A 23,711-nucleotide genomic window follows, 5' to 3' on the forward strand; every position below is an offset into this window, starting at 1 on the left:
GCTCAGCTGATCGGCCAAGGACGCTGTTCCCCGCGCAGCTTCTCGAATTCCGCCGCCACTCGCAGCACCTCCAGGTCCTCGAAGCGGCGGCCCGCGATCTGCAGTCCGATCGGCAAACCCTCCGGGGTGTAGCCGCAGTTCAGCGATACCGCGGGCTGGCCGGACATGTTGTACGGCACGGTGAACGCGATGTGCTCGAACGGGCGCGCCGGGTCGTTCGTCGGAGACGGCCAGTCCGCGGGCGGCGGCAGGACGGGGCAGGTCGGCGAGAGGACCACGTCGTACGGTTCCGTCGCGCGCAGGGCGGCCACGCTGATCGCGTCGATGGCGGCGAAACCGCGGTAAGTGTCCACTCCGGACGCGTCCGCTCCCCCGGCGGCCCATTCCGCGATGTACGGCAGGACTTTCGCGCGTTGCTCCTCCGGCAGCGCGACCAGGTCCGACCAGGCGCGGACTCGCCAGAAGGTGTCCAGGCCGTTCAGGTGTTCGCGGGTCAGGAACGGGGCGACGGGTTCGATGAGTGCGCCGGCGGACCCGAACAGGTCTGCGGCGGCGGTGACCGCGTCGGCGACCTCCGGGGCGACGGGGAGGCCGACGCCGGGGTCGAGGTGCAGGCCCACGCGGAGGCCGGTCAGGGAACCGCGCAGGGAAAGCCAGTCGATCGAAGCGGGGGGCAGGCTCAGGTGGTCCCGCGAGTCGGGCTGGGCCAGGACGCTCATCAGCAGGGCGGTGTCGGCGACGGTCCTGGTCAGGGGTCCGGCGACGCGGCCGAGGAAGGGCGGGTCGACCGGTACGCGGCCGAAGCTGGGTTTCAGGCCGACCAAACCGCACCAGCCGGCGGGGAGGCGGATGGAGCCGCCGATGTCGGTGCCTACGTGCAGGGGGCCGTAACCCGCGGCGGCTGCGGAGGCGGCTCCGGCGCTAGAGCCGCCGGGGGTGCGCGTGACGTCCCACGGGTTGCGCGAAGCGGCGTGGAAGCTCGAGAGGCCAGAGGTGAGCATGCCGTAGTCGGGCATGGTCGTCTTCGCCAGCAGTACTGCGCCTGACTCGCGTACGCGCGCAGCGGCGGGGGCGTCGGCCGAAGCGGGCTTCAATGCGGTCGCGGCGGTGCCTAGCGGCGTGGGGACGCCGACGGAGGCGATGTTTTCCTTCAGGGTCAGAGGGATCCCGTCGATGGGGCCGGAGGGCTCGCCGGCGTGCCAGCGTGCTTCGGACGCCTTCGCTGCTTCGCGCGCTGAAGCAGCGTCGTAGGCGTACAGCGCGCGCAGTTCGGGTTCGCGGGCATCGATGCGGGCGAGGACGGCTTCGGTGACTTCGACCGGCGAGAACGTCTGTGCGCGATACCCGGCTACCAGCTCGTTAGCGGTCAGGTCGGCCAACTCGGTCATCGCGGAACCTCCGATTCACGAAGCGGGTGGGTCAAAACGGCCGTCGACCGCGGTCCAGCCGCCGTCGACAGCCAGGACGGAGCCGGTGACGAAGGTCGAAGCGTCCGAAGCGAGGTACACGACGGCGCCGGCCAGTTCGTCCGCGCGCGCCCAGCGGCCGAGGGCGCCCTTCTGCGCGTACGCGTCGTACCAGTCGGGGCGCGCTTTGATCTGTGCGGTCAACGGTGTCTCTACGACGCCAGGGGCGATGGCGTTGACGCGTACGCCGGACGGTCCGAACTCAGCGGCCGCAGTGCGGAAAAGCTGCACAAGGCCGCCCTTCGTTGCCGCGTACGGTCCTTGGCCGGGTTCGACGGTGGTACCGCGGATCGAGGAGAAGCCGATGATGCTTCCCCGGCCCTGCGCGACCATCGGTGCGCCGAACGCGCGCAGCACCTCGAAGGCAACGCCTAGGTTCAGCTCCACCACGCGGTCGAACTCTTCGCGCGTGTAGTCCAGCAGGCGTTTCCGGACGTTGGTGCCCGCGGTCAGCACGACGGCGTCCAGCGGTCCCAGTTCCTCGGCAGCGGCGGCGATGGCACCGGGAGCGAGCAGGTCGATCTCGTACGGCTCGCCGACACCGGTCTCCCGAGCCGCGGCGACGTCGCGGTCCGCGCAGATCACCGACGCGCCGTGCACGGCCAACGCTCGGGCAGCCTCCCGGCCGATCCCGCTTCCCGCGCCGAGCACGACGGCCCGGCGACCGTCCATTCGGAACAGTCCGGCGTAATTCACGGGCGCAGCACCGCCATCCTGGTCACGGTCAGCTCTTCCACCGCGAATCGCGGCCCCTCGCGGCCGATCCCGGAATCCTTGACCCCGCCGTAGGGCATCGTGTCGGACCGGAAACCCGGCACCTCGTTCACCACTACCCCGCCGACCTCCAGCTCGTCCAGCGCGCGGAACGCGGTCTTCAGCGAGCGGCTGTACACGCTCGCGTGCAAGCCGTACCGCGACGCGTTGACCGCGGCGAACGCTTCGTCCACATCGGACACTGTGCGCAGGCAGACGACCGGGCCGAAGATCTCCTCGTCCCAGCATTCGACGCCGTCCGGGACGTCCGCGAGCACCGTCGGCTCCAGCACTCCGTCCCGCACCGAACCACCGGCCAGCAGCCGGGCGCCCGCCGCGATCGCTTTGTCGACCCACTCGGCGACCCGGGCGGTGGAGCGTTCGTCGATCAGGGCTGAAACGCGGGTTTCCGGGGAACGTGGGTCACCAATGGTCACTTCACCGAGCCGCGCGAGCACCTTGTCGGTGAACTCCGCGGCCACGGACGACACCGCCAGCACTCGCTGTACGGAAATGCAGGCCTGTCCGGACGCGTAGAACCCGCCGCGCAGCACGGCGTCCGCGGCAGCATCGAGGTCGGCGTCCTCGGCGACCACCAGCGCGGCGTTCGAGCCCAGCTCCAGCAGGGTCTTCGTCGGCGCGGCATCACGGGCGATCTGGTGACCGACGGCGGCCGAGCCGGTGAACGACACCGCACCGATCCGCCGGTCCGTGACCAGCGCCGAGCCGACGGAAGCATCGCCGGTGACCAGCTGGACCATCGCGGGCAAGTCCGTGTAAGAGCGGACGAGGTGCACCAGCCACAGCGTGGCCAACGGGGTTTGCGGTGCCGGCTTCACCACCACTGGACAGCCCGCGGCAATGGCCGGAGCGATCTTGTGCGACGCCAGCAGCAGCGGGTAGTTGAATCCGGCGATGCCGACAACCACCCCGATCGGCTTGCGCTTCCAGAACCCGACCAGCCCGTCACCGGACGGCAGCAGGTCGAGCGGCACGGTTTCGCCGTGCAGCCGCGACACTTCCTCAGCCGCGGCCTCCCAGGTGACGATCGTCCGCGCGACCTCCACCTGGCAGTCGACCAGGGGTTTCCCCGTCTCCAGCACAAGCAGCTGCGCCAACTCCGCCCGCCGCTCCCGCACCGCCGAAGCCACGTCGTTCAGCAACGTCCGTCGAGTTCGCGAAGGCAGCGAAGCCACTTCGCGAACCACTGCTACTGCTTCATCAATGGCCCGGGAAGCCAGTGAAGCAGTGCCGACCGGCGCGGTGCCGATCACGCTGCCGTCATAGGGAAACACGACATCCGCGGTATCCACTGTGGACACCCAGCCGGGGCCGATCGGCAGGCCGTCCGGGTAGTCAGGCATCCGTTTCTCCCTTCAACCGCGCCAGCTCGGCCCGCAGATTCGGCGCTGCGGCCAGCAGCTCCCGGGTGTACTCGTGCTCCGGCTGCGCGTAAACCTGTTCGACCGCACCGATTTCCACGATCTCCCCCCGGCGCATCACCGCGACGCGGTCGCACACGTGCCGCACCACGCCGAGGTCGTGCGAGACGAAAATCAGCGTCAGCGAGAACTCGTCGACCAGCCGGGCCAGCAGGTCCAGGATCTGCGCGCGCACCGAAACGTCCAGCGCGCTCACCGGTTCGTCGGCGATCAGCACGCTCGGATTCGGCGCGAGCGCGCGGGCGATCGAGATCCGCTGCCGTTGCCCGCCGGAGAACTGGTGCGGGTACCGCATCGCCGCGTCCTCGGGCAGTCCGACCGCGGTCAGCAGCTCGGCGACGCGCTCCGGCGACCGGCGGCCGAGCGGTTCGGACACGATGTCCCGCACGCGCATCCGCGGGTCGAGCGAGCCCATCGGGTCCTGGAAAACGATCTGCATTTCCCGCCGGAGGAACCGCAGCTTCCGCTCCGGCAGCGAGTCGATCCGCTTGCCCTGGAACGAGACCTTGCCCGCGGTCGGCCGGTCCAGCGCGGCGAGCAGGCGGACCAGCGTGGACTTCCCGGAACCGGATTCGCCGACGATCCCGAACCGTTCACCAGCGGAAACCTCGAAACTTACGCCGCGCAACGCGTGCACGTCCCGCCGCGCGTACCGCCGCTCCAAGTCCCGTACGGAAATCATCGCGCGCCCTCCAGATCGGACGCCGCCAGCAACCGCTGCGTGTACGCGTGTTTCGGCGCGGTCAGCACCTCCCGCGTCGAGCCATGCTCCACAATGGACCCGTCGAGCATCACCAGCACCCGGTCGCACATCTGCGCCACCACCGCCAGGTCGTGCGTGATGAACAGCAGCGAACTCTCCGCCGACAATCGCTCGCGAATCAGGCTGAGGATCTGCGCCTGCACGGTGACGTCCAGCGCGGTGGTCGGCTCGTCGCAAATCAGCAGCGCCGGGTCGTTGGCCAGCGCGATCGCCAGCACCACCCGCTGCCGCTGCCCGCCGGACAGCTGGTGCGGATACGCCCGCGCGACCCCTGGCAACCCCACCGCGGCCAGCAGTTCCTCCGCCGGACGCCCGCGCCGGCCGTGCACCCGGAACGGCTCGGTGACCTGCCGTCCGATCCGCATCGTCGGGTTCAGCGCCGTCATCGGCTCCTGGAACACCATCGCCATCCCGTTGCCGCGCAACCGGGACAGCTCCTTTTCCGGCGCGCCGAGCAGCTCCCGGCCGTCGAGCCGCACCGAACCGGTGGCCGACAGCCCTTCCGGAAGCAGGCCCAGCACGGACAGCGCGGTGAGCGATTTCCCGGACCCGGATTCGCCGATCAGCCCGACCCGCTCGCCCGCGCCCAGCTCGAACGAAATCCCCCGCACCAGGTCCGCGACCCGCAGGTTTTCCACCGTCAGCGTCATACTCGCGCCGCCAATCGGGGGTCGAGACGGTCGCGCAGACCGTCGCCGAGAAGGTTGAAGCCGAGCACCGCCACCGCGATCGCGACGCCGGGCACGAGCGCCAGCCGCGGATGCGCGGTGAGCAGCTCCTGCGATTCCTGCAGCATCCGCCCCCACGACGGCGTCGGCGGACGAGTGCCAAAGCCGAGGAACGACAACGCCGCCTCGGCCAGCACCGCGATCGCGAACGACACCGAAGCCTGCACGATCAGCAGCCCGCCGATGTTCGGCAGCACGTGCGACCAGGCGATCCGCGGCCGCGACCGGCCGCCTGCCCGCGCCGCCAACACGTACTCGCTGCTCATCACCTGCAACGAGCCCGAGCGCGCGATCCGGGCGAACGACGGGATGGTCGCGATGCCGATGGCGGCCATCGCGGTGAGCGTGTCCGCGCCGAAGACCGCGCCGAACATGATCGCCAGCAGCAGCGCGGGAAACGCGAGCACCAGGTCGTTCACCCGCATCACGAACTCGCCGAGCCACCGCGGGGCCATCGCCGCCAGCACGCCCAGCGGAGTGCCGAGCACCGCGGCGATGCCGACCGCGACCACGCCGACGTACAGCGTGGTCCTGGCACCGACGAGGAGCTGGCTGAAGACGTCGCGGCCGAATTTGTCCGTCCCGAACAGGTGGTCCGCGGAGAAGCCGAGCAGCCGGTCCGCCGCGTTGACCTGCACCGGGTCGTACGGCGTCCAGACGAACGACACCAGCGCGGCCAGCACCACGAGCGCGACCAGGATCCCGCCGAGCAGGAGATTTCCGTTGCGGCGCATCAGGACCCCCGCAGTCTCGGGTCGAGCACCGAATACAGCACGTCGACCACGAAGTTCACCAGCAGCACCCCGGCCACCAGCACCAGCACGATCCCTTGCACGGTCAGCAGATCGCGCCTCGCGACCGCGTCCAGCAGCATGCTGCCGAGGCCGGGCAGCACGAACACCCGCTCCACCACGACCGCGCCGATCAGCAGCGTCGTCAGCTGCAGGCCGAGCACGGTGACCACCGGGACGGACGCGTTGCGCAGCCCATGCCGGAACAGGGCTTGACCAGGCAAAAGACCCTTGGAGCGGGCGGTGCGCAGGTAGTCCTGGCCGAGCGTGTCGAGCACCGCCGAGCGGACGTACCGGGTGAGCACCGCGCCCTGCACCAGGCCGAGCGACAACGCCGGGAGGATCAGTCCGCGCAGGAACTCGCCCGCGTCCTGGTTCGGCGGCGTCCATCCGCCGCTCGGCAGCCAGCGCAGCTGGACGGAGAAAATCTGCACCAGGACGATGCCCGCGAGGAACGCCGGGATCGCCACGCCGACCTGCGACAACCCGGAAACCGCGACGCCGCTGGCCTTCCGGTGCCGCACCGCGGCGAACGCGCCCGCCGGAAGGGCGATCACCAGCGCGACGAGCATTCCCGCGCCGACCAGCCACAACGTGACGCCGAGCCGGTCCACCAGCTGCGGGCTGATCGCCTCGCGCGTGACATACGACCGGCCGAAATCGCCGTGCAGTACCCCGCCCATCCAGCTCAGGTACTGCTCGACCAGCGGCCGGTCGATGCCGAATTCGGCGCGGGTCTTCGCGAGCAGCTCCGGCGTCGCGTTCACGCCCAGCGCGACCTGCGCCGGATCGCCCGGCAGCACCGCCATGAACAGGAACACCACGATGGACGCCACGAACAGGCTCACCGCGAACACGGCCACCCGCCGCAGCACGCGCGCGGTCATGCCGGCCTCAGTGTCTTGCGGGATACCCGCACCCAATCGGCGACATGAGCAAGCTGTCGCGATGATGTGCTCATGCCGGCCTCACCCCAGTCAGGTCGAAGGATTCGCTGACCTGATTGCGCGCGAGCCCGGTCACCTTCTTCTTGGCGACCACGACGTTCGGGAACAGGAACAGCCAGTCCGCGGCCGCGTCGGCGTTCAGCTGCCGCGCGACCTCCTTCATGTCGCTCACCTGCTCCTGCGGGGTGCCGCTGTCCGCCGCGGCGAGCAGCTGCTGCACGCGCTTGTTGTCGTAACCCCAGTAGTACTTCGGTTTTCCGAACGACGAGATGTCGCGGGCTTCGACGTGCTGGATGATCGACAGGTCGTAGTCGTGGTCGGTGAAGACCTGCTTGAGCCACACCGCCGGGAAGTCGAGCGGCTCGATCGTCGCGGTGACCCCGACGTCCGCCAGCTGCGATTGCACCACCTGCGCCGCCGACACCGCGTACGGCAGGTTCGGAATCCGCAGCCGCAGCTTGAGATCGTGCACGCCCGCTTCGGCGAGCAGCTGCTTCGCCTTCGCCGGGTCGTACGAATAGACCTTCGACAAGTCCTCGTACCACGGGTCAGTCGGCGGAACCATGCTGCCGATGAGCGTGCCGCGACCGCTGAAAACCAGGTCCAGCACGGCTTTCCGGTCGATGGCGTAAGTGAGCGCGCGGCGGACGCGCACGTCGTTCAGCGGCGCGCGGCGGCCGTTGAAGGCCAGCGTGACCTCGCTGTTCGTGGTGCCCTGCTGCACGGTGAACCGGTCGTCGCCCTGGAACTGCGGGATCGAATCGGCCGATGTGAGAGTGGAGATCACGTCGATTCCGTTGGACAGCAAGGCGTTGTTGAGCGAGGTCGGATCGGCGAAATACTTCAGCACGACCGTGCGATACGCCGGTTTCCGTCCCCAATACTGCGGATTCTGCCGCAGCACAATGGAATCGCCCCGCCGCCGTGACGCGACCTCGTACGGTCCGGTGCCGACCGGATGGTTCGCCAGATCCGCGACACCGGTCGGGCTGAACATCGCGCCGAGCCGGCTGGTGAGGCTGAACAGCCAGCCGTTGCTGGGCTTCGACAGCACGACGCGAGCGTGATCCGGAGCGACGACCTCGACATGGTCCACGACGTCCATCGCCGACTTGAGCGAGATCGTCCAGTCGGTCTTCACGCGCATCAGCGAGAACTGGACGTCGGAGGCGGTGAACGGCGCTCCGTTGCTGAACTTGACGCCCGGCCGCAGCTGGAAGTCGTAGGTCTTGCGGTCCGGGCTGATCGTCCAGGACTCCGCGAGCAGCGGCACGATCCGGCCCTGCGGATCGAGCTTCACCAGACCCTCGTAGACGTTGTAGAGCAGCGCCTGCGGAATGGCCACGCCGTCGGAACGGGTGAAGTCGAAGTTCGCCGGCTCCGCCGAGTAGCCGACGGAAAGCGTGTCCGGACCTGGGGAAACGCTCGCGCTGGAACCTGCCGAGCAGCCGGACGTCACGAGCAGCAGCGCGAGTGCCGCGGCAGTGCTCCGGGCTTTCATTCCGCCTCCTGCTCAGTACACTGGTCTGACCAGTAACCTAGGCAGGTTCGCATCCGGCAGACACCGAGGTCAAGATGAAGTTCGAACCGGTGGCTCCGGTCCGCGCCTACGAGCGGATCGTCGAGCAGATCGAGGAGGCCGTGGTCAGCGGCCGCCTCAAACCCGGCGAGCGGCTGCCCGGGGAACGGGAGCTGATGACGCAGTTCGGCGTCGGCCGGTCGACCGTGCGCGAGGCGCTGCGGGTGCTGCAGGCCGCCGAGCTGATCCGCTCGCGCCCGGGCGATCCGCGCGGACCCGAGGTGCTCGCCGCGTCTCCGGCAGCCTTGCACCGGTCGATGCACCGGCTGGCCCGGGCGGAACACGTCGGGCTCGCGGAATTGCTGCAATTCCGGATGGTGCTGGACGGTTCGTCGCACCTGCTGGCCGCGGAACTGCGCACCGCCGAGGATTTGACCGCGCTCGACGGCGCGTTGGAAGGAATGGCGGCGGCGGACGGATACGCCGAATTCAGCCGCGCGGACGTCGCATTCCACGACGTAATTGCCCGCGTGTCACGGAATCCGCTGTTGGTCGTGAGCGGAGAAGTGGTCCGCGGGGTGGTGCTGGAATTGATCGAGGACAAACTCAGCCACGCCAACGACCGCGGCACGCTGATGCGCTCGTGGCTGCGGCACCACGAAGAGGTGCTGAACGCGATCCGCGCCGCCGACGGGAAGTCGGCGGCGCGGCTGGCGCGGCAAGCGCTGTATGACAATTACGCGGAATACGTGCCGAAGGGCCAGCGCACGCTGCTCACTCCGCTGCTGACCTGAGTCAGGACACCAGGTTCGCGTACACCACGATGTTGTCTTTGTAGCTGTGCTCGGCGTGGTCGAACACGCCGCCGCAGGTGATGAGGCGCAGCTGCGGCTTGTCCGTGTTGCCGAAGACGGCCTGCGTCGGGAACGTGTCCTTGGGGACCTGTTCCTTGTGGTCCACGACGAACTTCAGCTTCTTGCCGTCGCTGCGTTCGACGTCGACCTCGTCGCCCGGGTTCACGTCCTTGAGCTTGTAGAAGATGCCCGGCTTGTGGTTGCCGTCGACGTGCCCGAGCACGATCGCCGGGCCCACGTCGCCCGGCACCGGCGAAAGCCGGTACCACGCGGCCTGCATCGGATTCTTCACCGACGGCACCGAAATCTGCCCGTCCTTGTTCGGCAGGACGGTGATCAGCGACGATTTCGCGCCGATCTTCGGGATCTCCACCGAGGTGGGCCGCAGCCCGGTGAACGGCTTGGTCACCGGGACCGCCGCACTGGCCGGGGCCTGCTGCGCGGCGGGCGCCGCCGGGGCGTCCGAACCGCACGCGCTCAGCGAGAGGGAGAGGAGCAGAGCGCCCGCGAGAGCGACGCCCTGCCCGTACTTCCTGGTCATCAGGCGGCCATGCCCCCGAAGCCGGTCTCGATGCCGTGCTTCGGCGCGTACTTCACCTGCGAGCCGCCGTGGCCGCCGGTGGTGCCAGCGGAACCGGCGCCCGCGCCGCCCGCCGGGGGAAGCTTGCCGTCGTCGGTCGGCTTGCCGCCGCAGGTCCAGACCGCGCGCACAGTGCCGGCCTCGAAGGAGACGCCGTCGTGGCGCTTGACCAGCCACGCCCAGTAGCGACCGTCGGTCTCGTCCTGGTGCGGGCCCTCGAGGAGGTCGAAGTCGTTGGAGTGCAGGCCGGTCGGCTCGCCGGCGGCGCACGCGATCACGACGACGCCGAGGTTGTCGTCGAGGTCGACTCCGAAGCCGATGTCGTCGACGTACGGCGGCTCCTCCGGGGTGGAGGTTTCCGAGGTCGGCGTGGTCGGCTTGGTGGAGTCGGTCGGCTTGCCGGTCTCGGTGGGCTTGCCCGTCTCGGTCGGCTTACCGGTCTCGGTGGGCTTGCCCGTCTCGGTCGGCTTGCCCGTCTCGGTGGGCTTGCCCGTCTCGGACGGCTTGCCCGGCTCGGTCGGCGTCGCGGTGTTGCTGGCCGGAGCCTCCGAGGTGGGAGCCGTCTCGCCCGAGGTGGCCGGAGCCGAGGCGGAGCTCTCCGGCGCGGTCTCCGCGTTCGCGGCAGGCACGACGGCAAGGCTGATCAGGGCGCCCGCGAGCACTGCGCCCGCGAGTCTGCCCAGGGTCTTCTTCAAGATGATTACCCCTCTGAGGAAAAGCGCGATGACCCCCACCGCGCCTGCTGATCCTGCCGAACATTCAGCCCATAGGGGTAACCCTTTAGCTGGTGATTAATAGCACGAGAGAAAGCGGTAACGAACGCCTTCCGGGCGACGATGATCTGGCCCGGCCGCCGGAATTCCGGCTCGTCGTGCCCATACCGTAACAGTCGCCAGGCAACCCGCACAGCCCTCGTGAACAAATGGCGGAACTCAGCCGAGCGCGGTCAGCAAATCCCGCCACAGGTCTTCCGGGTCTTCCAAACCGACGGAAAACCGGATCAACCCCGGCGGAACCCGCTCCTCGCCGGGAAGCCACGCACGCCGCTCCATCAGGCTTTCCACCCCGCCGAGGCTCGTCGCGGGCCGGATCAACCGGACGCTCGCGCACACCTTGTCGGCAGCGTCGGCGGCGTCGGCGCCGTCGACTTCGAACGCCACCATCATCCCGAAACCGGGGTAGCGAACTTTTGTTACCGCCGGGTGTTCCGCCAATCGGGACACCAGCAATTCCGCGGTACGCGTTTGCTCGGCGAGCCGCACCGGAAGCGTCCGCAAACCGCGCAACGCGAGCCACGTTTCCAACGCGCCCGGCGTCGCACCGACCCGAGTACGCGCCGCGCGAAGTTCGTCCACAATGTCCTGGTCCGCAGCGACCGCGACACCGAGCAGAAGGTCGCTGTGTCCGCCAATGAGCTTCGTCGCACTGTGCACGACAATGTCCGCGCCGAGCGACAGTGGTTGCTGATGCAGCGAAGTCGCGAAGGTGTTGTCGACGACTACGCGGCCCCGCGTACCGCGTGCGATGGTCTCGATCTCCATCACGTCGAGCGTCGGGTTAGTCGGGGATTCGAGCCACAACAGATCGGCGTCGCAATCGAGCCACGCCTGCGTGTCTGTCGGCTCCAATTCGGTGACAGTGAGGCGACCGAGCTGCTGTGCGTGCTTCAACGCTCCGCGCGTGACGGCGTAACTGAACGACGGAACCGCAACTGTCGACCCGACTGGCAGCGAATCGAGTACCGCGGACAACGTGGCGACGCCGGACGCGAAGGCGACCGCAGTGCCGCCTTCAAGCGACCCGACGACCTCCTCGAAGGCAGCCCAGGTAGCCGTGCCGTCGGAGCGCGCGTACACCGCGTCGCCCCCGGCCTCGAAGGTGCTCGTGGCAACGATCGGCGTGGTCAGCGGCTCGCCGGGGCCGTGCGGCCGGCCCGCCGCGATCGCGCGGGTACGCGGAGTCCAGTCGTCCATGCGGACACGGTAACTTCGCGACCGCCCGGACGGCAGGCGACGAATATCACCAGGTGGTCAGCTGTTCCACAACGTGAACCGCCCCGGCCGATCCTGCTGGCCGGGGCGGTCTGGGCACTACCGAGGTCAGTGCGCGTAAACCTCGAACTCGTACAGCGAGTATCCGTACTTAGTCCCGCGCGCAACTCCCTGCATCCGAACGAACCGCGCGTCCGAAGGCGCGAACGAGACGTTGTCCGCCCCGCCGTTGCCGTCCGTCACCACAGCCGCGTCGTGCCAGTCGGTGCCGTCGGTGGACAGCTGGATCTGGTACCCCTTCCCGTACGCCTTCTCCCACGACAGCACCGCCCGCGAAACCTGCTGCACCGAGCCGAGGTCCACGGTGATCGACTGGTTGTCGCTCCAGTCGCTCGCCCAGCGGGTGCCTGCGTTGCCGTCGACCGCGTTCGAAGCCGGGGAGTTGTAGAACCCGGTTTCCGCGCTGGAAGCGTTCACCGGTTTGCCCGCTGCGAGGTTCGAGACGTTGTCGCCGCGGTGCGCGGGATATTCCACGACCTGCTGGAACGTCGGCCGGTTCTGCGTGCTGATCTTGCCGTGCGCGATGCCGCCCAGCGGACGCTGGATGATCGAGTCCGCGCACCACTGGTCGCCGGCCGAGCAGTCGCCGTCGCCCGGGTACACCGTGGTGGCGGGCTGGCCGGCGGCCGCGGTCAGCGAGTCGACCAGCATCTGCCGGCACGCGGTCAGGTCGCCGCCGCCGCAGAACTTCGCGCCGAGCGGGCCCGCCACCGGCTGACCGAGCGCGGTGCGCAGGTCCTTGCTGACATAGCCCCACCAGCCGTGCTGATACGCCGAACCCTGATGCGGCTGCCCGACGTGCTTGCCCGGCGTCTCGTTCTGGAAACCGGACGGGCTTTCGTTGATCTGCAGCACGTTCGTCATCGCGCCGAACGCGTCGTCGCCCATCGCCGGTTTGAACTCGCCGGTGACCAGCAGCGGCCACCACGCGTCCATGATCCGGATCGCGTCGGCGTCGTGGTAGGTCTTGCTTCCCGGACCGGACTCGACGCGCTGGTGTCCGTGCTGCAGCCACGTCTTCAGCTTCGCTTCGGCGTCCGCCGCGGCACCGGCGAGCGGGGCCTTGTCCAGCACCTGCAGCAGCAGCGGCAGCACCTTCTCCGCCCGCAGGTCGGCCAGCGCCGCGTCCTCCATCGCCTGGGTCAGGTTCACCCGGGTCACCTTGGTGCCGCTGGAAAGCAGCGCCTTGACCCGCGCGTCGAGCAGATCGCCGCGGTGCACGGCGGATTTGTCCGCGCCGCCGGACGCGTAGCCGTTCGCCTGCGCGTTGTTCCAGCTGATGTAGTAGTCCTGGTTCACCGACTGCGGATGCTGCGCCGCGGGCGTGTACTCGGCCTTGTTGCCCGCCGGGTTCCAGCCCTTCCAGTCGAACCCGCGATCGCCCCACGCCGGCATCATCGGGTCCACAGTGGAATTGCGCACCGGGTTCGCGCCGGAGTTGAAGTACGCGATGTCCTTCGAATCGGCGTAGAACCAGTTGAAGGTGAAGTTGACGTCGTTGGCGGCGCGCTGGAAGTCCGCGGCCGATTTGACGTAGCCGGGGTCGTTGAACTCCTGGAAGCCGATCAGCGAGTCCACCTCGTGCATGAACGACGACCGCAGCGACGAGTACGCCACCGGCTTCCCGTTCACGGTCGCCCGCGAGGTCACCGGGCCGTACTTCGTGCGGTAGCTGCGCAGCGTGTAGGACCCGGCGGCGGTGCCGTCCGCGACGGTCGGCGACCAGGCGTTCTTGCGCTCCACGGTGTCCATCGGGAGGCATTTGCCCTGGTACAGGTAGTAGTTCGAGTCTTTGGTGGCCGGTTTGCCGCTCGGGTCGCACAGCGGCAGCGCGTAGGTGTCGATGATGTCCTGCGCCGCGGTCGTCGCGCTCCACGAGTAGTCCTGGCCGCGGCCGAGCAGCACATACATGCTGAGCCCGGCGAACGACGCGCCCCGCGCGCTGATGCCCGGGCCCTGGATTTCCTGCAGCAGCAACAGCTGCGGCGCGAAGTACCCGGTCTGCGGACCAAAGACGGCGACCGGATGTCCGCTGGCGGTCTTCGCACCGGACACCAGCAGCGCGTTGGACATGCCGTGCTTCTCCTTGAGCATGTTGCCCGGAAGCACGCCGTTGTCGAACATGCCGCGCGCGGATTCCTGGTCCTTCGGCGCGGGAACCTTGACCTTCTCGGCTTTCGCGGAAGCCGCCGAACCGGTCTGGTCGAACACGAGCTGCTGGCTGGTCACCGAGCCCTTGTCCGGCAACGCCGCGCCCTGCGGATTCGCCGGAGTGGTGCCGTACGGGAAATTCTGCCCGTCGTGCAGCGTCTTCACGGCTTCGGGATCGTCCGCGGCACGCAGGCTCTGCCACACCTTTTCGCCCTGCTCGACGCCGTACTTCTCCTGCAGCGCCAGCTTCGCGACCGCGTTCTGCACCTCGCCGCCGCCACCGGCGCCGAACTGCGCGCCGACCACCGACGCGAGCACGACGAGGTCAGTGAGCTTGAACGGTTCGATGGTGCCCGCGTTGGTGATCGCGTCGACGTGCCCGGTCAGCACGTATTCGCCGGGGAAATACCGGCCGTTGTGCGAATCGGTGATGTATTTGTTGATGCCTTCGAGATACGCCTGCGCGTCGGCGAGCCCCTGCTTGCCGCGCGGACCGCTCGCCGCCACCGCGTCGATCTGCTGCTGCAGCTCTTCCTCGGTGTAGGGCGCGGAGGCGAAGAAAGACTGCTCCAGCTCGCGGTTCGCTTCCGCGCCGCCGGCATACGACGTCAGCTGGCCGCGGCCGACCCGGCGCATGATGTCCATGAGCCACAAGCGATCCTGCGCCGCGGCGTATCCCGCGCCGTATTCGGTGCCGGACCGCGTCGTGCCCTGGATGTGCGGGACGCCGGTGGCCTTGTCGCGCGTGATCGTCACGTCGTCGCGCGGTTTCAGCGTGCTCGCGACCTGGTCGGCAGGGACGCCGAAGGAGGAGTCGTTGAAGAATTTGCCGATCGTGTCGGTCGTCAGCGTTTTGTAGCCGCCCGCCAGGTCGGCGTACTTGCCGAGCTGGTCGTCGGCATGCCCGGGCTGGGTGCCGAACGCCTTGTTGGCGAGGATTTCGGCGAGCGTCGCGCTGCCGTTCTCGCCCGGCGGGAGGATGTCGTTGCACTGGCCCGCGCAATAGTCGTTGCCGGGCAACGCGGCGGAAGCCGGTGCCGCGGTCCCGATCTGCACTAGGCCGGCCGTGAGCACGGCTACCGCGCCCGCGACCAGGATGGGAATGCGTCGTCGCATGCCACAGCTCCGTCCACGAAGGATGCCCCAGGGTGACCCAGCGCACGCTACCGACGGGTAGTGCACATGTGAAGAGTTTTCGCGTTTATCCCCCTATTGGGAGTAGTCCATCCGGCGGTACTCCATCCGGCGCAGCGATTCAGCGATAGGTACGGTGAGCCCCATGAGCGTGGAAAAGCCCCAAGTCGAGCGCCCGGACGGCCCGCCGCCCGCCGAGCTGCAGATCAAGGACATCACTGTCGGCGACGGCCCCGAAGCCACCTCGGGCAACGCTGTCAGCGTGCACTACGTGGGGGTCTCGCACTCCACCGGCGCGCAATTCGACGCCTCTTACGACCGCGGCGCGCCGCTCGATTTCCAGCTCGGCGCGGGACAGGTCATCCCGGGCTGGGACCAGGGCGTGACCGGCATGAAGGTCGGCGGCCGCCGGCAGCTGGTGATCCCGCCGCACCTGGCGTACGGCGAACGCGGCGCGGGCGGCGTGATCGCGCCGAACGAAACGCTGATTTTCGTCGTCGATCTCGTCGACGTGAACTGAGCCGGAAAGAAACGCGGGCAGCCGGGCAAGCCCGATCGGGCAGCCCCGGCTGATCCCCCTTTCGGGGGAACTGGAAGGCGCCTAACGTTCGCGTTGAGCAGTCGTCTTCCGGAGGATATTTCATGCGTTTGCGTGCCGCCCTTTCCGCTGCTTTCCTCGCCGCCGGCGCCGCGCTGGCCGTCGCGGCTCCCGCGTCCGCGGTCGCGAACGGCAACGACGTGGCGCCCGGCGAGTATCCGTTCGCGGCCAAGCTGTCCATGCCGGTCATCCCGCGCGCGGACGGCACCACTTATTCGAGCGGATGCTCGGGTTCCCTCATCGCGCCGCAGTGGATTGTCACCGCGGGACACTGTTTCCACGACGTCAATCGCAAGCCGGTTTCCGGCCCGGTTCCGTATGCGACTTCGGTTCTTCTCGGCACGAATGTCGACCAGCCGGGCAAGGGCGAACGGCGCAAGGTCACCGAGGTGCTGCAGGCGGGCAAGAACGACGTCGCGCTGGCCAAGCTCGACGCCCCGGTCACCGACATCGCGCCGCTGACCGTTTCGCCGTCCGCGCCGGTCACCGGGCAGCAGGTGACCCTCGCCGGCTGGGGCAGCCTGACCGAGGTTTCCCCTAAGCCGTCGGACAAACTGCGGCAGGGCTCGATGCGGGTCGTCGGCTCCGACGCCACCACCGCGAGCGTCGTCGGGGTCGCGCCGCAGAAGGACACCAGCGCGTGCAGCTACGACTCGGGCGCGCCGTACTTCGTCGCCGAAGGCGCCTCCGGCCGCCTCGTGTCGGTCGAGTCGACCGGTCCGGACTGCCCGCACTCGACGCCCGAGACCACCTCGCGCGCCGACATCCTCGCGGGATGGATCGCCACCCACGCGGTGTGAGGGCAAGTCGCGAGATCGGTCGGTTTTCGTCGCCCATCAAGGGAATTCCGCCTGCCGGACGGTGTCGTTAGCGTGGAAGGCCGAGTTCATCGGCATCCGCCGGTGACCCGGACGAAGGGACAGAATGCGCGTCCGCGCCGCGATCTCCGCAGCAGTTGCCCTGCCCATCCTCACCGCGAGCCCGGCCTTGGCCGTCGCCAACGGTTCCGACGTCCCCGCGGGCCAATTCGGCTTCGCCGCGAAGCTGAGCATGACCGGAATCCCGCGGCCGAACGGAAGCACGTACTCGAGCTTCTGTTCGGCCGCGCTCGTCGCGCCGCAGTGGATCGTCACCACCGGCCACTGTTTCCACGATGCCAACAAGAACCGGGTGTCCGGCCCGGTGCCGTACCCGACGACGGTGTCGCTGGGCCTGGTCGACGAGACGAAGGAGAAAGGCGTCCAGCGCAAGGTCACGCAGGTGCTGCAAGCCGGACCGAACGACGTCGCGCTGGCGAAGCTGGACAGTCCGGTCACCGACGTCACGCCGCTCACGGTGAACCACCTGGTGCCCGGGGTCGGACAGCAGGTCACGCTGGCCGGATGGGGCAGCCGGACGGCGCAGAACCCGGTGCCGTCCAAGCAGTTGCAGCAGGGCACGATGAAGATCTCCTCGGTCGGCGGCACGACAGTCGGCATTCACGGCGTCTCGCCGTCGGCGTCCACCAGCGCGTGCGCCTTCGACACCGGCGCACCGTATTTCACCGACGGCAAGCTGATCTCAATCGAGAACAACGGCCCGGACTGCCCGCACACCGGCGCGGAAACGACGTCGCGCATCGATGTGATTGCCGACTGGATCGACGAGCACGCGAAGTGAGTACGGTGGAGGGGCCGTCGACCTGAGGAGAGCCGCATGCCCGAGCCGATCTTGACCGCTGTCGCCACCGCGCTGGCCACGAAGGCCGCGACCGGACTGTATGACCTGGTCAAGCGCAAGTTCTCGGGCAACAGCAAGGCCACCGCGGAACTGGAAGCGGCCACCCCCGACAACCCGGCCACGGTGACCGCGCTGGCCGAACGCCTCGACGAGGTCAGCCGCCAGGACCCGGAATTCGGCGCGGCGCTGCGCACCGAGTTCGAAGTGCACCAGGAAGCCCGCAGCGGCGGGGTGACCAACCACGTCGGCACCGTGGCCGAAGGGGCCAAGGTCGTTCAGCTGCGTGACGTACAAGGCAATATCAGCCTCTGAGGCTTTTCGAGCGACCGGCACGGAGCGCGATCGGTAGGATCGCTCTCCGTGCCGTCGTCGTCTTTCCCCGTACCGCGCCGATGGCGCACCGTGCCCACGGAACGGACGCTGCTGGCGGTAGTGCACAACGTCACCGCGGCGACCCGGCTGCTGGACGTACTGCCGTTGTTCGCCGGTGACCCCAGGGTGCAGGTGGTGTTCACGTGCCCGGACTCGAGCGCGTTCACCCGGGGGACGGAGGAGTACCTCGCCGCGCGCGGCATCCCGCTGGAACCGTGGGAAGACGTCGTGACGGAGGACTTCGACTGGGCACTGGCGGCCAGTTACGGCGGGGATCTGCATAAATTGCGCGCTCCGCTGACGGTTTTGCCGCACGGAATGGGGTACAATAAATTCTTGGAAACCGGAAACCGGAAACCGGAAACCGGAAACCGGAAACCGGAAACCGGAAACCGGAAACCGGTTTTCGGGTTGTCCGAGCAATGGCTGATGCATGACGGCGAGGTGATCGCCGAACACCACGTCCTGTCCCACCCCGAACAGCTCGCCCGGCTGCGGCAGTACTGCCCGGAAGCCGCCGACCACGCCGTCATCGCCGGAGATTCCTGCCTCGACCGCCTGCGAGACGCCCGGGAGCTGCGCGAGTCCTACCGCCAGGCGCTAGGCGTAACCGGGGAACAAACCCTGGTGCTGATTTCGTCCACGTGGGGCCACCTCTCCTCCTACGGATCCGGCCCGGACCTCCCCGCACGCATCGCCCAGCAACTGCCGCTGGACGAATTCGCCGTCGTACTGGCACTGCATCCCAACATCGGCCAGGGCCATTACCCGTGGCAGCTGGAAATGTGGTTGCGAAAATGCGAGCGCGCGGGCGTAATCGTCCTGCCGGAAGAAGATCTGTGGCAGCCGGCCGCGGTCGCCGCCGACGTCACGGTCGGCGACCACGGCTCCGTCACCTATTACTCCGCCTGCCTGGGCACCCCGGTCCTGCTGGCCACCGCACCGCACGAAGCTGTCGATCCGGAGTCCCCGGTAGCTGCTCTGCTGCGCGCGGCCCCCTCCTTGACCGACGAAAACCTGGCCGACCAGCTGCGCACCGCGACCCAGCCAGCTGACCTGGTCGCCGCGACCGAACTGGCCACCAGCGTCCCCGGCCAATCCGCAGCCCTCCTGACCGAACTCGGCTACCGCGCGCTGCGGCTCCCGCCACCAGCCGAACCGGCCGGATTCACCGCGTTCCCGCTGCCCCGCGTTCAACGCCCGGAACCCGGCGCGCAATGGGTCCAGGTCCGCGGCGACGAAGTCACCCGATTCGCCGCCGAAATCGCCGACGCACATCTGGTCGTCCACGTCGACGGCCCCGATCCGCGGCTGCTGCGCCGCGCCGACGTCGTGCTGGGAGACCGTTTTCCCGACCCGGGCCGCTGGATCGCCATCACCCTGGCCGAAAACCCCGGCTGCGAATGGGCCGCGTGCCCGGCTGGACCGGGCTGGCTGGCGGGCAGCCGCGACGGTCTGGTGATGTCCTTCACCGGCACCGACCTGCCGCAAGCCGTGCCGTCGCTGCTGTACACGCGCGCCGCGCTAGGCCTCGATTTCCCCGAACAGCTGCCCTTCACCGCGGGCGGCCGCAAGCACGAAGCGCGGCTTACTGTCCACTATGGATAGTCAGAGCCGCTCGAGCCAGACCAGGAGATCGGCTGCCTCGGCCGTGAACCCGTGCATCCGCGCGATGTTCAGCGCGTCCTTCGCGTGCGCCTTCGCCTGATCGCGGAAACCCCGGGCCACCGCCGCCTCCGCCCGGGACCACAACGCGGCAATACGCTCCCGCTGCAGGTTGGCCTGCTCCGCCGCCGAGTCGAGTTCGGCCAGCACCGCCGCGCCTTCCTCGTACGAGCCGGCCTCGATCAGCTTCCGCCCCTGCCACAGCCGGACCTTCACCAGATTGCCCGGCTCGTTCTTCAGCCCCTGCTCCGCTTGCGCCAGCAGGACAGCCGCTTCTTCCGGCGCGACGACCTTGGCCAAATGCATCCGGATCAACGCGAGCCGACGATCGCTGCCGATCTCCTCGGCCAGCGCGAGACTTTCCCGGAAGCAGGCTTCCGCCTGCCCCAACAACGAAGTCGCGTCCTCCGCCCGCCCCTGCTGCCGGGCGATCCATCCCGGTTCGAAAAACGCGAGCCCCCGCGCTTCCCACGCGGACGCGTGTTCCTCCGCGCTCGTGGCCAACTCAGCCACCGCGGCGAACTGCTCCTGCGCCGCGGCCCAATCCCGCAGTTGCATCCGGGCGAACCCGAGCTGTGTGCGAACCAATCCTTCGGCAAGCGGCATTCCCGCGGCCTGCGCGGCCTGGACCGCGTCCTGGCTCACCGCCGCCAATTCCGCTGGGTACGCGCCGTCCTTGCAGACCGGCCACAACGCCCGCGCCAGCCGGATGACGTCCTCGTGCGCCCCCGCCTGCAACGCGACGTCCGCCGCGGCGAGCAGGTTCGCCTGCTCGGCGAACAACCACTCCCAGGCCTCCGCCGCGGGCACCGCCGCCGCGGCGAAACTCGGCCAAATCCGCTTCGGCCAGCCAGTAGAAAGCGCGCTTTCCGCGATTTTCAGCCCGTGCTTCGCGTAGTACTCGACCACGCTGCCGGAAAGCTCGCCAGCCAGCCCGGCGGCGTGCAGACGGGCCAGCTCGGACATCCGGTACCGGCCCCGGAGCACCTCGATCAGCTTGGCGGAAACCAGTTTCTGCAACGCGTCCTCAGCGTCGAACTCGTCGAGGCTGAGCACCGCCGCGACGGTTTCCAGCCGGACGTCGCCGCTGCCCGGGTGCGCGCCGAAGAACCGGTAGACCGCTTGTTCCCGTTCGTTCAGCAGGTCATAAGCGACGTCGAACACCGCGCTGGCCAGTGCGCCTTTCGCCCGGATGCGCGCGATCAGCCGCCGCACCGTCCCGCCCTGGCGCGCGAGAATCATGCCCGCGACATTGAGTTCCGCAGCGGACCCGGCGCAAATCCGAAGCAGCTCTTCGCTCTCTTCCGGCTCCGCTTCGAGCTTTTCCGCGCCCACGAGTTCGGTCAGAACGCCCAGCGCGGCCTCGTCGCTCAACGGCTCCAGCTCGACCTCGCGAGCGGAATACCGGGCCCGCAGCGCGTCCAGCCCGGACCCGACGACGAGCACGTACGAACCGGGGTGCGTCGGCAGCAGCGCCTTGACTTCCGCCGCGCTCAACGCGTCGTCGACCAGCAACGCGACCTTGAATTCGGCAGTCCGTGACTGCCACATCGCCGCGCGCCCCTCAAGACTCGCCTGCATCTCGTCCGGCCCGTATCCGAGCTTGGACAACAACTCGGCCAGCACGTCGGCGCCCGCCCGATGCCCCACGCGCACGGAGTAAAACCGGTCGAACCGCTCCCGGTGCTGATGCAGCCAGGTTTCGCACAGCGTCGTCCGCCCGCTGCCCGGAGCGCCACGCACGACCGCGATCGCGACCCGGTCAGGAGCCTCGTCATGAATGCGAGTGAGCGCGGCCAGCTGGCGCTCGTTGTTCCGGTAGTGCGCCGGCGGCGCCGGTACTCGCAGAGCCGGTGCCGCAGGCTGCCGCGGCCCGTGGAAATGGACGTCGCCGTATACGTTGCGTGCCTGGAAGACCTTGTCCGCCTGGCCGTCGAAGTAGTTGCCGTCGCTCACTGTTCCCCCGCCAGCTGGTCCCGGTTCAGGCTACCGGAAGCGTCACGGTCCGTGTCCAGCCTTTCACCGCGGCGCGAGCAGCAACATCGAGCCGTCGTCCCAATACAAACAAGCAGGCGAAGGACTCCACTGCGCACTCCCCTGCCACACCACGATCGGCGCGGAGTCCCCGATCTCGACCAACGCCACCCGAGCCGCCCCTCGCACCACAGCTATCTCTCCACCGCACTCTTTCAACCGAGACGCCACCCCAAACGCCTCTCCCCGAGCAGGCCCACTAGCCACAGCCACCGCTCTCCGGCGCCGCTTCGGAACACTCACCAACTCCCACAGCGCCATAAAAGGCCAAGCGAGGTGGGCGAGAACCTCAAGCACCACCTCCGCGACACACCCCAACGCCCGCCGGTCCCGCCTCCGCCGCCGATCCCTCCCCGCTCTGACCCGCCCCAGCACGACAACCTGAACCGACTCCCGCCAGTCCCCCTCGAAATACCGCGCGACCCGCCCCTCCACGCCCCGACCCATCGCCCCCGCCCCCCTCAGTCAGACCGCCCGAAAACTTACCGACTCACCCATGGGGAAAGAGGAATACGCGATGACCAGACCGGCCGCCACCTGTGCCCTGGACCACACCCGACGCAAGGCACCTGCCCGCCAACCGCACCGAAGGCACCGCGGGGGTCCGGGGGCTCGGCCCCCGGGAGAAGGAACGACCGACAACGGAAAAGAGCCCCAGTCGCGCAAGCGGCTGGGGCTCTGACCATGGTGGGCGAGGAGGGAGTTGAACCCTCACGTCCTTTCGGACACACGGACCTGAACCGTGCGCGTCTGCCATTCCGCCACTCGCCCGAGTTGCTTCCTTGAGGCAGCCAGCAAAGCTTAGCAGGGCCTTCTGACGGGTTTCACCGGGGGCATGCCCAACCCTTCCAACCCCGGATAGGATCGATGCGGAAGCACACGTGTGAGGAGGTTGTCCCCGGTGGGTCGCGTTGAGCGCTTCGACAGGCGGCTCGAGAACCTGGTGGGGAATACTTTCGCGCGCATGTTCGGCGGCAACGTCGTCACGCAGGAAGTGGCGGTTGCGCTCGAGAGGGAAGGCGAGGAGAACGTTCGTGAGCTGGCAGGCGGTCGGCAGCTCGCCCCGAATCACTACATCGTGTCGTTGGGGGCGGCTGACCACGATCGCATGGCCGGCGATGAGCAGCGGGTCACCGGGGTTCTCGCGAAGGCGGTGGCGGAACACCTCGCCGCGCAGGGCTGGGACACCTATGGTGACGTCGTCGTATCACTCGAGCGCAACGAGGCGCTGCATACTGGACAGTTCAAGACCCGTTCGTCCGTCGATCCCGACGCCCGCGCCACTGCGGGACCAGGGCCGTCACGGTCGGCACGACCCAGCAACGCAGGAGACCCACCAATGAGCCAGCCCCCCGGCTACGGCCAATACGACCAGGGTGACCCGTACGGCCAGCAGGGCCAGTACGGCTACGGACAGCAGGGTGGCCAGCAGCCCGGGTACGACCAGGGTTATGGCGGTCAGCCGCAGCAGGGCTACGACCAGGGCTACGGCGGCCAGCCCCCCGCGCAGGGCTACGACCAGTACGGCGGCCAGGCCCCGCAGCCCGGCTACGACCAGGGTTACGGGCAGGCCCCGCAGGCCGGGTACGACCAGGGCTACGGCCAGCAGGGCGGCTACGACCAGGGTTACGGCGGCCAGGCTCCGCAGGGCGGGTACGACCAGGGTTACGGGCAGGCTCCGCAGGCCGGCTATGACCAGGGTTACGGGCAGGCCCCGCAGGCCGGCTACGACCAGGGCTACGGCCAGCAGGGCGGGTACGACCAGTACGGCGCGCAGCCGCAGGCGGCTTACGGCCAGGACCCGTACGCGCAGCAGGGCGCTCCGGCCGCGGGCCGCCAGCTTCAGGCGAGCCTCCAGCTGGACGACGGTTCCAACCGCACCTACTCCCTCAAGCAGGGCGGCAACGTCGTCGGCCGCGGGCAGGACGCCGACTTCCGGCTCCCGGACACCGGCGTTTCGCGGCGGCACCTGGAGATCACCTGGGACGGGCAGAGCGCGACGCTCGCCGACATCGGGTCGACCAACGGGACCACGGTCAACGGCACTCCGGTGCAGACGTGGCAGCTGGCGGACGGCGACGTGATCCGGGTGGGTCATTCGTCCCTGGTGTTCCGAACCCAGGGCTGAGCGCAGACCGTCCACG

At 68.8% G+C, this 23,711-nt stretch carries 21 protein-coding genes and 1 tRNA gene; 7 read left to right on the top strand and 15 right to left on the bottom strand.

The genetic code is table 11. The annotated features are described in order from the left end of the window. Positions 1-2: 2 nt before the first annotated feature. From F9C11_RS06465 to F9C11_RS06500, 8 genes are all read right to left on the bottom strand, one after another. Positions 3-1,388: an amidase gene (locus F9C11_RS06465; protein ID WP_409183993.1), complete on the bottom strand. Its 1,386-nt coding sequence runs from the start codon at positions 1,386-1,388 to the stop codon at positions 3-5. 15 nt (positions 1,389-1,403) lie between these two features. After that, positions 1,404-2,162, bottom strand: a complete 759-nt coding sequence (locus tag F9C11_RS06470) for an SDR family NAD(P)-dependent oxidoreductase (RefSeq protein ID WP_409183994.1) — start codon at positions 2,160-2,162, stop codon at positions 1,404-1,406. Next, positions 2,159-3,583, bottom strand: coding sequence for an aldehyde dehydrogenase family protein (locus F9C11_RS06475; RefSeq protein WP_409183995.1), 1,425 nt, complete (start codon positions 3,581-3,583; stop codon positions 2,159-2,161). Before F9C11_RS06475 ends, F9C11_RS06470 begins: the two co-directional genes overlap by 4 nt. Then, positions 3,576-4,343, bottom strand: a complete 768-nt coding sequence (locus F9C11_RS06480; RefSeq protein WP_409183996.1) for an ATP-binding cassette domain-containing protein — start codon at positions 4,341-4,343, stop codon at positions 3,576-3,578. Before F9C11_RS06480 ends, F9C11_RS06475 begins: the two co-directional genes overlap by 8 nt. Continuing rightward, on the bottom strand, positions 4,340-5,074 hold the full coding sequence (locus tag F9C11_RS06485; protein WP_409183997.1) for an ABC transporter ATP-binding protein: 735 nt from the start codon (positions 5,072-5,074) through the stop codon (positions 4,340-4,342). Before F9C11_RS06485 ends, F9C11_RS06480 begins: the two co-directional genes overlap by 4 nt. After that, positions 5,071-5,886: an ABC transporter permease gene (locus tag F9C11_RS06490; protein WP_409183998.1), complete on the bottom strand. Its 816-nt coding sequence runs from the start codon at positions 5,884-5,886 to the stop codon at positions 5,071-5,073. Before F9C11_RS06490 ends, F9C11_RS06485 begins: the two co-directional genes overlap by 4 nt. Beyond that, positions 5,886-6,830, bottom strand: coding sequence for an ABC transporter permease (locus F9C11_RS06495; RefSeq protein ID WP_409183999.1), 945 nt, complete (start codon positions 6,828-6,830; stop codon positions 5,886-5,888). The genes F9C11_RS06490 and F9C11_RS06495 overlap by 1 nt, the downstream gene beginning before the upstream one ends. Positions 6,831-6,900: 70 nt before the next feature. Beyond that, positions 6,901-8,391 carry an ABC transporter substrate-binding protein gene (locus F9C11_RS06500; RefSeq protein ID WP_409184000.1) on the bottom strand — a complete coding sequence of 497 codons (1,491 nt, stop codon included), beginning with the start codon at positions 8,389-8,391 and terminating at the stop codon, positions 6,901-6,903. Positions 8,392-8,465: 74 nt separating this feature from the next. Here F9C11_RS06500 and F9C11_RS06505 point away from each other — a divergent pair, with 74 nt between their 5' ends. Further along, a complete protein-coding gene (locus F9C11_RS06505) occupies positions 8,466-9,203 on the top strand; it encodes a FadR/GntR family transcriptional regulator (protein WP_409184001.1) in 738 nt (245 codons plus the stop codon). 1 nt (position 9,204) lies between these two features. On the opposite strand, the gene F9C11_RS06510 is transcribed toward F9C11_RS06505, so the two are convergent. From F9C11_RS06510 to F9C11_RS06525, 4 genes are all read right to left on the bottom strand, one after another. Beyond that, positions 9,205-9,804, bottom strand: coding sequence for a class F sortase (locus tag F9C11_RS06510; protein ID WP_409184002.1), 600 nt, complete (start codon positions 9,802-9,804; stop codon positions 9,205-9,207). Further along, positions 9,804-10,538 carry a hypothetical protein gene (locus F9C11_RS06515; protein ID WP_409184003.1) on the bottom strand — a complete coding sequence of 245 codons (735 nt, stop codon included), beginning with the start codon at positions 10,536-10,538 and terminating at the stop codon, positions 9,804-9,806. The genes F9C11_RS06510 and F9C11_RS06515 overlap by 1 nt, the downstream gene beginning before the upstream one ends. 237 nt (positions 10,539-10,775) lie before the next feature. Then, positions 10,776-11,816: a trans-sulfuration enzyme family protein gene (locus F9C11_RS06520; protein WP_409184004.1), complete on the bottom strand. Its 1,041-nt coding sequence runs from the start codon at positions 11,814-11,816 to the stop codon at positions 10,776-10,778. A 126-nt stretch (positions 11,817-11,942) separates the two neighbouring features. Beyond that, entirely contained in the window at positions 11,943-15,161 is a 3,219-nt protein-coding gene (locus F9C11_RS06525; RefSeq protein WP_409184005.1) for a penicillin acylase family protein, read from the bottom strand. A 163-nt stretch (positions 15,162-15,324) separates the two neighbouring features. On the opposite strand from F9C11_RS06525, the gene F9C11_RS06530 reads away from it, so the two are divergent. The 5 genes from F9C11_RS06530 to F9C11_RS06550 all read left to right on the top strand — a co-directional run bounded on the left by F9C11_RS06530 (position 15,325) and on the right by F9C11_RS06550 (position 19,476). After that, positions 15,325-15,699, top strand: a complete 375-nt coding sequence (locus F9C11_RS06530; RefSeq protein WP_409184006.1) for an FKBP-type peptidyl-prolyl cis-trans isomerase — start codon at positions 15,325-15,327, stop codon at positions 15,697-15,699. Between the two features lie 122 nt (positions 15,700-15,821). Beyond that, positions 15,822-16,577 carry a S1 family peptidase gene (locus F9C11_RS06535; RefSeq protein ID WP_409184007.1) on the top strand — a complete coding sequence of 252 codons (756 nt, stop codon included), beginning with the start codon at positions 15,822-15,824 and terminating at the stop codon, positions 16,575-16,577. A 124-nt stretch (positions 16,578-16,701) separates the two neighbouring features. After that, on the top strand, positions 16,702-17,436 hold the full coding sequence (locus tag F9C11_RS06540) for a S1 family peptidase (RefSeq protein WP_409184008.1): 735 nt from the start codon (positions 16,702-16,704) through the stop codon (positions 17,434-17,436). Positions 17,437-17,472: 36 nt separating this feature from the next. After that, positions 17,473-17,808: a hypothetical protein gene (locus F9C11_RS06545; protein ID WP_009085592.1), complete on the top strand. Its 336-nt coding sequence runs from the start codon at positions 17,473-17,475 to the stop codon at positions 17,806-17,808. A 48-nt stretch (positions 17,809-17,856) separates the two neighbouring features. After that, entirely contained in the window at positions 17,857-19,476 is a 1,620-nt protein-coding gene (locus F9C11_RS06550; RefSeq protein WP_409184009.1) for a hypothetical protein, read from the top strand. Here the strand turns inward: F9C11_RS06550 and F9C11_RS06555 are convergent, their stop codons facing one another. From F9C11_RS06555 to F9C11_RS06565, 3 genes are all read right to left on the bottom strand, one after another. Further along, on the bottom strand, positions 19,477-21,489 hold the full coding sequence (locus F9C11_RS06555) for an NB-ARC domain-containing protein (RefSeq protein WP_409184010.1): 2,013 nt from the start codon (positions 21,487-21,489) through the stop codon (positions 19,477-19,479). It lies immediately after the preceding gene. Positions 21,490-21,552: 63 nt separating this feature from the next. Beyond that, entirely contained in the window at positions 21,553-21,678 is a 126-nt protein-coding gene (locus F9C11_RS06560; protein ID WP_409184011.1) for a hypothetical protein, read from the bottom strand. 574 nt (positions 21,679-22,252) lie between these two features. Beyond that, positions 22,253-22,338: transfer RNA gene (locus F9C11_RS06565), tRNA-Leu, on the bottom strand. Between the two features lie 130 nt (positions 22,339-22,468). Between F9C11_RS06565 and F9C11_RS06570 the strand changes: the two genes are divergently transcribed. Beyond that, positions 22,469-23,695 (top strand): FhaA domain-containing protein, encoded by a 1,227-nt coding sequence (locus F9C11_RS06570; protein WP_409184012.1) that lies wholly within the window; start codon positions 22,469-22,471, stop codon positions 23,693-23,695. Positions 23,696-23,711: the final 16 nt, after the last annotated feature.

The organism is Amycolatopsis sp. VS8301801F10, assembly GCF_046195355.1.
Taxonomy (GTDB): domain Bacteria; phylum Actinomycetota; class Actinomycetes; order Mycobacteriales; family Pseudonocardiaceae; genus Amycolatopsis.